The sequence below is a fragment of the Psychrobacillus soli genome (assembly GCF_006861775.1).
GTDB lineage: Bacteria > Bacillota > Bacilli > Bacillales_A > Planococcaceae > Psychrobacillus > Psychrobacillus soli.
On sequence record NZ_VDGG01000062.1, the window covers coordinates 10,270 to 18,160 of the forward strand.

7 protein-coding genes are annotated in these 7,891 nt (G+C 36.7%); 6 read left to right on the top strand and 1 reads right to left on the bottom strand.

Features of this window, described 5'->3' with window-relative positions; translation table 11 throughout:
- Positions 1–237: 237 nt before the first annotated feature.
- On the bottom strand, positions 238–363 hold the full coding sequence (gene yhfH / locus FG383_RS18975) for a protein YhfH (RefSeq protein WP_142608993.1): 126 nt from the start codon (positions 361–363) through the stop codon (positions 238–240).
- Positions 364–485: 122 nt separating this feature from the next.
- On the opposite strand from yhfH, the gene lplA reads away from it, so the two are divergent.
- The 6 genes from lplA (at position 486) to FG383_RS19005 (ending at position 7,622) form a co-directional block, all read left to right on the top strand.
- On the top strand, positions 486–1,478 hold the full coding sequence (lplA, locus tag FG383_RS18980) for a lipoate--protein ligase (protein WP_142608995.1): 993 nt from the start codon (positions 486–488) through the stop codon (positions 1,476–1,478).
- 87 nt (positions 1,479–1,565) lie between these two features.
- Positions 1,566–2,267 carry a response regulator gene (locus FG383_RS18985; RefSeq protein ID WP_425467670.1) on the top strand — a complete coding sequence of 234 codons (702 nt, stop codon included), beginning with the start codon at positions 1,566–1,568 and terminating at the stop codon, positions 2,265–2,267.
- A 1-nt stretch (position 2,268) separates the two neighbouring features.
- The gene (locus FG383_RS18990; RefSeq protein ID WP_142608999.1) at positions 2,269–3,315 is read left to right on the top strand and encodes a sensor histidine kinase; all 1,047 of its coding nucleotides are present in this window, start codon (positions 2,269–2,271) and stop codon (positions 3,313–3,315) included.
- The gene (locus tag FG383_RS18995; RefSeq protein WP_142609001.1) at positions 3,275–4,045 is read left to right on the top strand and encodes an ABC transporter ATP-binding protein; all 771 of its coding nucleotides are present in this window, start codon (positions 3,275–3,277) and stop codon (positions 4,043–4,045) included. The genes FG383_RS18990 and FG383_RS18995 overlap by 41 nt, the downstream gene beginning before the upstream one ends.
- Positions 4,020–5,954 (top strand): FtsX-like permease family protein, encoded by a 1,935-nt coding sequence (locus FG383_RS19000; RefSeq protein WP_142609003.1) that lies wholly within the window; start codon positions 4,020–4,022, stop codon positions 5,952–5,954. Before FG383_RS18995 ends, FG383_RS19000 begins: the two co-directional genes overlap by 26 nt.
- Before the next feature lie 117 nt (positions 5,955–6,071).
- The gene (locus FG383_RS19005; protein WP_142609005.1) at positions 6,072–7,622 is read left to right on the top strand and encodes a fatty acid--CoA ligase family protein; all 1,551 of its coding nucleotides are present in this window, start codon (positions 6,072–6,074) and stop codon (positions 7,620–7,622) included.
- Positions 7,623–7,891: the final 269 nt, after the last annotated feature.

The window sequence follows — 7,891 nt, forward strand, 5'->3', positions numbered from 1 at the left end:
ACAGTTTTTCGACTGGATTTACACAGTCGAAAAACTGTATAAAATTTTGTTTTTTACGAGCCGAAGCTGATAACTAAGCCATTTCTGTTGATTTTCGTTGCAGGCGGCGACCCCCAGCTGAGGCCAACAGGATGTTGGTCACGACAAATTATCCACATGTCTAAATTTTTTTAGGTTCCTAAAGCATAAAAAAAGCCAACTAGAAAGGGGAGGATCTAGTTGGCATTTTTAATGAAATTAAAGGTTATTGCATTTGTCACAGTGATTTCCATAGCACTCATGTTGTTCTTCGATGGTCTCACCACATGTAGCACATTTCTTTTTAGGCAGGTTACGGAAAAATTCAAGTACGTTTTCTAACATATTTGTTCCACCTCCATCTGTTATATAACTGGTTAAGTTAAATACATTGTAATATAACACAGAATCTTTTGTCAACACATTATTTTATTTTTTGTTAAAATAGGAGTAAAGGAGAGATCAACATGTATTTTATTGATAATAAAGGCATAACTGACCCACGCATTAACCTAGCAATTGAAGAGTACGCATTGAATACAATGGATGTTGAAAAGGATTCATTTCTTTTGTTTTACATAAATCAGCCTTCTATCATCATTGGTAGAAATCAAAACACGATAGAAGAAATTAATACAGATTTTGTAGAAAAAAACGGGATTATCCCAGTCCGCAGACTTTCAGGTGGCGGCGCTGTGTACCATGACTTGGGGAATTTGAACTTTAGCTTTTTAACAAAAGATGATGGAGACAGCTTCCGCAACTTTAAAAAGTTTACACAGCCGGTTGTAGATGCATTGCAGAAAATGGGTGTGAATGCGGAACTATCAGGACGAAATGACATATTAGCAGAAGGTAAAAAAATCTCTGGTAATGCGCAGTTTGCTACACGTGGAAGAATGTTTAGCCATGGCACATTAATGTTTGATACAGAAATTGATGCGGTCGTGTCCGCATTGAAAGTAAGTAAAGAAAAAATTGAGTCAAAAGGGATAAAATCAATACGAAGCCGTGTAACAAATATTGCTGAATTACTTGCAGAACCAATGACGATTGAACTATTCCGTGCCGAAATTCTTTCCTCTATTTTCGACGGAACAGAAAATATTCAATATTGGGAGCTTACAGATGACGATTGGAAAAATATTTATAAGCTTTCGGAAGAACGTTATCAACAATGGGATTGGAACTACGGTAAATCCCCTAAATTTAATATGAAGCATTCACACCGCTATCCAACAGGTGGTGTAGATGTTCGCCTAGAAGTAAATAAAGGCATCATTGAAGAAGTGAAAATTTATGGTGATTTCTTTGGCGTTGGGGATATCGAAGAAGTAGAAAGGCTACTAACTGGTAAAGTGTATAGTAAACAAGCGATTGAAGAAGCACTGGATTCTATTGACGTACCGAAATACTTAGGTGGTATTTCGAAAGAAGAACTAGTACAACTTATTTATTAAATGGAAGAGTCTAACATACTAACGTATGGGAGACTCTTTTTTGATATAATAAGGAAAGTACAATGTTTCAAAAGGAGGATTTACGTGATGATACACCGTGTGTTAGTAGTAGAAGATGACCTGAAAATCGCATCGCTACTTGCAGATACCCTGAGGAAATACCATTATGAAGTACATACAATTGAAGATTTTGATCATATTATCGAGGAGTTTACGGCGTTCGATCCCCATATTGTGTTATTAGATGTGAATTTACCATCTTATGATGGCTACTATTGGTGTCGTCAACTCCGTCAACTAACTACTTGCCCAATTATTTTTGTTTCGGCTAGATCTGGGGAAATGGATCAAGTATTCGCACTTGAAAACGGCGGGGATGATTTTATCACGAAGCCTTTTCATTACGAAATCGTCCTAGCAAAGATAAAAAGCCATTTAAGAAGAACATATGGTGAATATGCGGCAAAGCAAGAAGAGCGTGTAGTGAAAGTAGGGAAATTGCAGCTTTATATGGAACGCATGGAATTACACACTACAAAAGAAGAAATTCCGCTTCAAAAGAAAGAATGTACAATTTTAGAATTATTACTGAAGAATTATCCGAAGCTAGTTACTCGGGAACAATTACTAGAAGAACTATGGGATGACCAGTCATTTGTTGATGAGAACACGCTTAATGTGAATATGACGAGAGTGCGGAAGAAAATGGCCGATTACGGTGTTATATCTACAATTGAAACAGTTCGAGGAGCGGGATATCGTTTGAACCTAAGTCCGGAGGAAACATAATATGTTTCGTTTATTTATAAAGGAACATCTACTTTTTATCATTTTTCAGTTTGCCTTATTACTATTTGTTATGCTGTTATACTGGCTGGATGGTTTTCGAAATATAGACACAGCTGTCTACTCCATTGTTATTAGTATTATATTAACGCTTACTTTTTTAGGGACATTATTTGTTAAAAAGTATGCGTTTTATAAAAAAATTCTTTCTGTTCCAACTCAAATTGAAGTAGTTTTGCAACGAGCAGCGCAATCTCCCGAAATTAAACAAGTAGAGAATTACTTACAACATATTTATCGATTATATCAAAAGGAAGTACAGCTATTATACGCAAGACAAAATAGGCATTTACAATTTATGAATAGTTGGGTACATCAAATGAAGACCCCCATTTCTGTCCTCGAACTGATGACGCAAAATAGTGAACAAATAGATTCCAAAAGTGTCATAGAAGAAATGGATCGACTCAAGCGAGGGCTAGAAGCAGTTTTAATGAATGCAAGACTAGACACATTTGAAGAAGATATGCAAATCGAACGGATAGATTTAAAACAACTAGTAACTGAAGTTGTCACGGAGAACAAGCGGTTATTTATCGGCAATCATCTATTTCCCGTAATTTCAATGGTGGATGGTTGCATGATTACATCGGACAGAAAATGGATTCGTTATGTCATTGCACAATTTGTAACGAATGCGATTAAATATACATTTGAGCAAAATAAAAAAGTGTATTTTGAAACGAGCATCGAAGAGAAACACATCATTTTCTCTGTTAGGGATGAAGGAATTGGTATTCCTGCGTCAGATATTAGAAGAGTGAAAAAAGCCTTTTTCACCGGAGAAAATGGTCGGAAAACCGGTGAGTCTACTGGTATGGGATTATATTTGGCACAGGAAATTTGCAACCGTTTAGGACATGAGATAAATATTGCATCTAACGTAGGGCAAGGAACAACTGTATCAATTCTATTTGAAAAACAAGAAAGAATGAAGCGAGGTGGGCAAGATGACCATATTAATACTGGAGGAAGTAACGAAAGTATATGAAGGAAAAGTAGCACATCTAGCGATTAATCAATTAAGCTTTGAAGTAGAAAAAGGGGAGTTTATAGCGGTAATGGGTCCTTCTGGAAGCGGAAAAACGACATTATTAAATATTATTTCGACTATCGATCGACCAACTTCTGGAGAAATTACGATAAGTGGTTTAAAACCTGCAGAACTCCCTAAAAATGACTTATCCCTTTTTAGAAGAAGGGAGCTAGGTTTTGTATTTCAAGACTTCAATTTGCTTCCTGCACTAACAGTGGAAGAAAATATGGTATTACCACTTACGCTTGACGGCCAATCGGTAGAAGTGATGAAAGCCAAAGTACAACAAATGGCAGAACACCTTAACTTAACGTCTATTTTAGAAAAAAGACCTTCCGAGATTTCTGGTGGTCAGGCACAAAGAACAGCTATCGGTCGTGCGTTAATACATGAACCGAGTATTATACTAGCAGATGAGCCTACCGGAAACTTAGATTCGAAAGCAGCAAAAGATGTATTAGAAATCCTAACGCAAGTGAATAAAGTAAGTCAGACAACCATCATGATGGTAACCCATGATCCTATAGCAGCAAGTTACTGTGATCGAGTGTTGTTTATAAAAGACGGAGAATACTTCAATGAGATTTATAAAGATGATAGAAGACAAACCTTTTTCCAAAGAATACTAAATGTGTTGTCTTTACTAGGTGGAAATGTAAATGACCTTTCAACAATTCGCTTATAATAACGTCATTCGCAATAGTCGAATATATGCCGCATTTTTTATGGCGAGTATCTTTTCGGTTATGGTATTTTTCGTTTATTCGATGCTGATGTTTCACCCGAATATTGAAGATAAGTTTTTACGAGATGTCGCTTTTGGTGGAATGCTCGTTGCGCAAGTTATTCTAATCGTTTTTACATTGTTTTTTTTGTTTTATTCGATGAGTGCGTTTTTACAAGCTAGATTACATGAGTTTGGGGTTTTGCTACATTTAGGAATGGAAAGGCAACAGTTGAATCGCTTAATCTTTTTAGAAACGATGATTTTAGGGTTTATATCTATAACTATTGGTATTTTCTTTGGATTTTCGTTTTCTAAATTTTTCTTTATGATCATCCGAGAATTGTTTATATTGGACAGTTTGCCTCTGTACTTATCATGGAAGCCATTTGCTTTGACGATTATAGTGTTTTTATCGCAGTTTATCATCATATCGATTAGTAGCGTTGTATTCATCCGGAAAAAAGAGATTATCCAACTTATAAAAGGGGACGGCAAACATAACGAAGTCGCTACGTATAGAAAAGGAAATGCTTTTTTAGGAGTAGGTTTGCTTTTAGTAGCATATAGTCTCGTTATTTTTTCTGTTTTCCATATGAATATATTTTTGAGCTTACTCATTGTTTTAATGGCTTTTATTGGAACGTATTTCTTTTACACAGATAGTATTTTATATATACTCGACATCATTCGAAGAAAGGAAAGTCTTTATTGGCATTCTTTTCGGCTCATCGCTTTTGCGGAAGCTTCGATTAAAATTAGGGAAAATGCGCGCATGTTTTTTGTCGTGACGATTGTGTCGACGATTGCGTTTTTATCTGTAGGAGTCGTGACTTCCTTCACTTCATTTACAGCCCAATATCGGGAATTAAACCCCGTTAGTATTTTCTATGCTAGCGATTGGGACAACCCATTTGAAGAAGCACATGTTATGAAATTATCGCAAGAACTACAAAGAGAGGGCTTGTCTTATGAGCTCGTAAAATTTAATGTAAAAAAGCAAACCTCCTCTAATTCGCATGAACAAGTGAATGTAATAAAGGAATCAGAAGTCAATAGTTTGGCAATCGCCTTAAAAATTCCATTAATCGACTTGAAGCAAGGAGAGGCTTTATTAGTTTCGGATACCCAAGTAGACTTTGATAATATTCGAAGTGGAAAGGAACAAACAGTGCTTGAAGAAAGTAGCATCCCTATCCAAATAAAAGGGGTATATAAATACTCGATTTTCCCTTCTTTCACTTTAAAAAATAGAGCATTCATTATTAGTGATGAAGATTTTTCTCTCCTAACAGAACCACTATTTGGCTTTAATCTCGAAGAGTCGAGAACTACTTTTTTTGCATTTCATGTATCGGAATGGTTGCGTACGAAAGATGTTGGAACCGATCTAGATAAGATTATGACCGAAACGATGGGTATTTCAGAAGTGAATCCTAATCCTTTTTATTTTATTAATCCTGGTTTGAATTTTTCTGTTATTCGCGCTACGTTTGCATTATTATTGTTTACTGGTTTGCTTGTAGCAGCAGTACTATTACTTGCGGCCGGAAGTTTTGTCTATTTTAAACTGTACACAGATTTAGAAAGAGATAAAAAGCAATTTGATGTCCTCAGAAGAATGGGTGTAACCGATCAGGAATTAGTGAAAATTGTGAATAGACAGTTAGTGCCACAATTTTTCTTACCATGGGGACTTGCAATGGTGCATAGTACATTTTCTTTTATTTTCCTACAAGCTTTTTGGGTGGATCTCGCAGCGGTTTCCATTGCAAAGGAAATGTTAATTGTACTAATCGTATTTACTGTTATCCAAGTATCTTATTTTTACTTAATTCGCTGGAGATATATTGCACATATACAAGAATAAAAGAAGATTGCCAAATGCAATCTTCTTTTATGATTGAATAGTCAAAACTTTTTTTATATAATGAATTTGGGGATTATGAATGAATACTCATTCAAATAAAAAATGGGAGATGGGAAAATGGGTTTAGCTTTACAAGTTCAACAAATCGCCTCCGTGCATCCAGAAAAAATAGCGTATCACTTTATGGGAAAAGACACGACTTATGCACAATTTGACGAATCAGTAGAGCAATTTGCACATGGGCTTCAAGGGTTAGGAATTCAAAAAGGAGACCATGTAGGTTTTTTACTCGGTAATACGCCACATTTTTTAATTTCTTTATATGCAACGATGCGTTTAGGGGCAACGGCGGTACCGATTAATCCTATTTATACACCAGATGAAATTAGTTATATTGTGAAAAATAGTGATGCAAAAGCGATTATTGCGCTAGACGCGTTATTACCTTTAGTAGAAAAAGCAGCTAATGTATTTACGACTGTGGAAAACTATATTATTTGTGAAACGCAAGCGGACACGACAGAGAAGCTAGCTGGCCTTTCTCATGATTTGAAAGTAAAAGTGAAAACGTTTTCATCGTTACTTGCAATTTCTGGGGAACAAGTGCAGCCTGTTGAAGTGTCAGATGAAGATACGGCAGTCATATTGTATACATCAGGTACAACGGGCCATCCAAAAGGTGCGATGCTGACTTACAATAATATTTTTTCGAACGCTCGTGATGTAGCAGAGTATTTAAGTATTAATACAGATGATCGTGTCATTGCGACGCTTCCTGTTTTCCATGTATTTGCCTTAACGGTTGTTGTGAATGCACCATTATTAATGGGAGCTACGATATTACTAGTTCCTAGATTTAGCCCACAAGAGGTGTTTGCTATTGCAAGAGAACAAAAAGCGACTGTTTTTGCAGGAGTGCCGACGATGTACAATTTCTTATACCAATTTCCAGAAGAGAATGTGGAAGATTTCTCAACCATTCGTTTAGCTATTTCTGGAGGTTCTTCATTGCCAGTGGCGTTACTGCATAATTTTGAGGACAAGTTCGGTGTAAGGATATCAGAGGGATATGGGTTATCCGAAGCATCTCCGGTAACTTGCTTCAATCCGATTGATCGGGATCGAAAACCAGGATCTATTGGAACAAATATTGTGAATGTGGAAAACAAAGTAGTGAATGAATTGGGAGAAGAGGTTCCAATTGGGGAAGTCGGGGAACTTATTGTCCGCGGACCTAATGTGATGAAGGGCTATTATAAAATGCCAGAAGAAACCGAAAATGCAATTCGAGATGGTTGGCTATACACAGGAGATCTTGCAAGGCAAGACGAAGAAGGGTATTTCTATATTGTCGATCGAAAGAAAGATTTGATAATCGTGGGAGGTTATAATGTATATCCACGCGAAGTAGAGGAAGTTCTTTTTGAGCATCCTAGTATTATAGAAGCGGCGGTAGTCGGAGTACCAGACCCAACTTTTGGGGAAGAAGTACTTGCATTTGTAGTGAAGAAAGATACTTCTTTAACGGAAGAACAATTGCAGGAGTATTGTGCCGAAAAACTAGCAAAATATAAAGTTCCTAAAAGATTTGAGTTTTTAAAAGAATTGCCAAAAAACACGACAGGAAAAATTTTGCGTCGTTCGTTAAAAGGACAAACTGTTCAATAAATTTAGTAGCCGCTTCTTATTGGAGTGGCTTTTTGGGGCTTTGAAAATAATAAATTTAATGTGATGAGAATAATTTTTCCAACCGACATAAGGTACGCCACTTTTTTATATGAAGCACAGTATAGGGATACTGCGCGGTAAGGAAGTGACCGCTAGGATTTTCGCTGCCTGGCGGACGCTTTCCGTGGGGTGAGCGATGAGCCTTCACCGCCGCTTAGGCGTCGTTGTGAAGTCTCATTTTGCTCACTTGATCCCACTGGAGTCGCCGC

What these genes read in the sequence shown, in the direction of transcription:
- FG383_RS19005 (WP_142609005.1), top strand. Translation starts at nt 6,072, where the DNA reads ATGGGTTTAGCTTTACAAGTTCAACAAATCGCCTCCGTGCATCCAGAA.
- FG383_RS19000 (WP_142609003.1), top strand. Translation starts at nt 4,020, where the DNA reads ATGACCTTTCAACAATTCGCTTATAATAACGTCATTCGCAATAGTCGA.
- FG383_RS18995 (WP_142609001.1), top strand. Translation starts at nt 3,275, where the DNA reads ATGACCATATTAATACTGGAGGAAGTAACGAAAGTATATGAAGGAAAA.
- lplA (WP_142608995.1), top strand. Translation starts at nt 486, where the DNA reads ATGTATTTTATTGATAATAAAGGCATAACTGACCCACGCATTAACCTA.
- FG383_RS18990 (WP_142608999.1), top strand. Translation starts at nt 2,269, where the DNA reads ATGTTTCGTTTATTTATAAAGGAACATCTACTTTTTATCATTTTTCAG.
- yhfH (WP_142608993.1), bottom strand. Translation starts at nt 363, where the DNA reads ATGTTAGAAAACGTACTTGAATTTTTCCGTAACCTGCCTAAAAAGAAA.
- FG383_RS18985 (WP_425467670.1), top strand. Translation starts at nt 1,566, where the DNA reads ATGATACACCGTGTGTTAGTAGTAGAAGATGACCTGAAAATCGCATCG.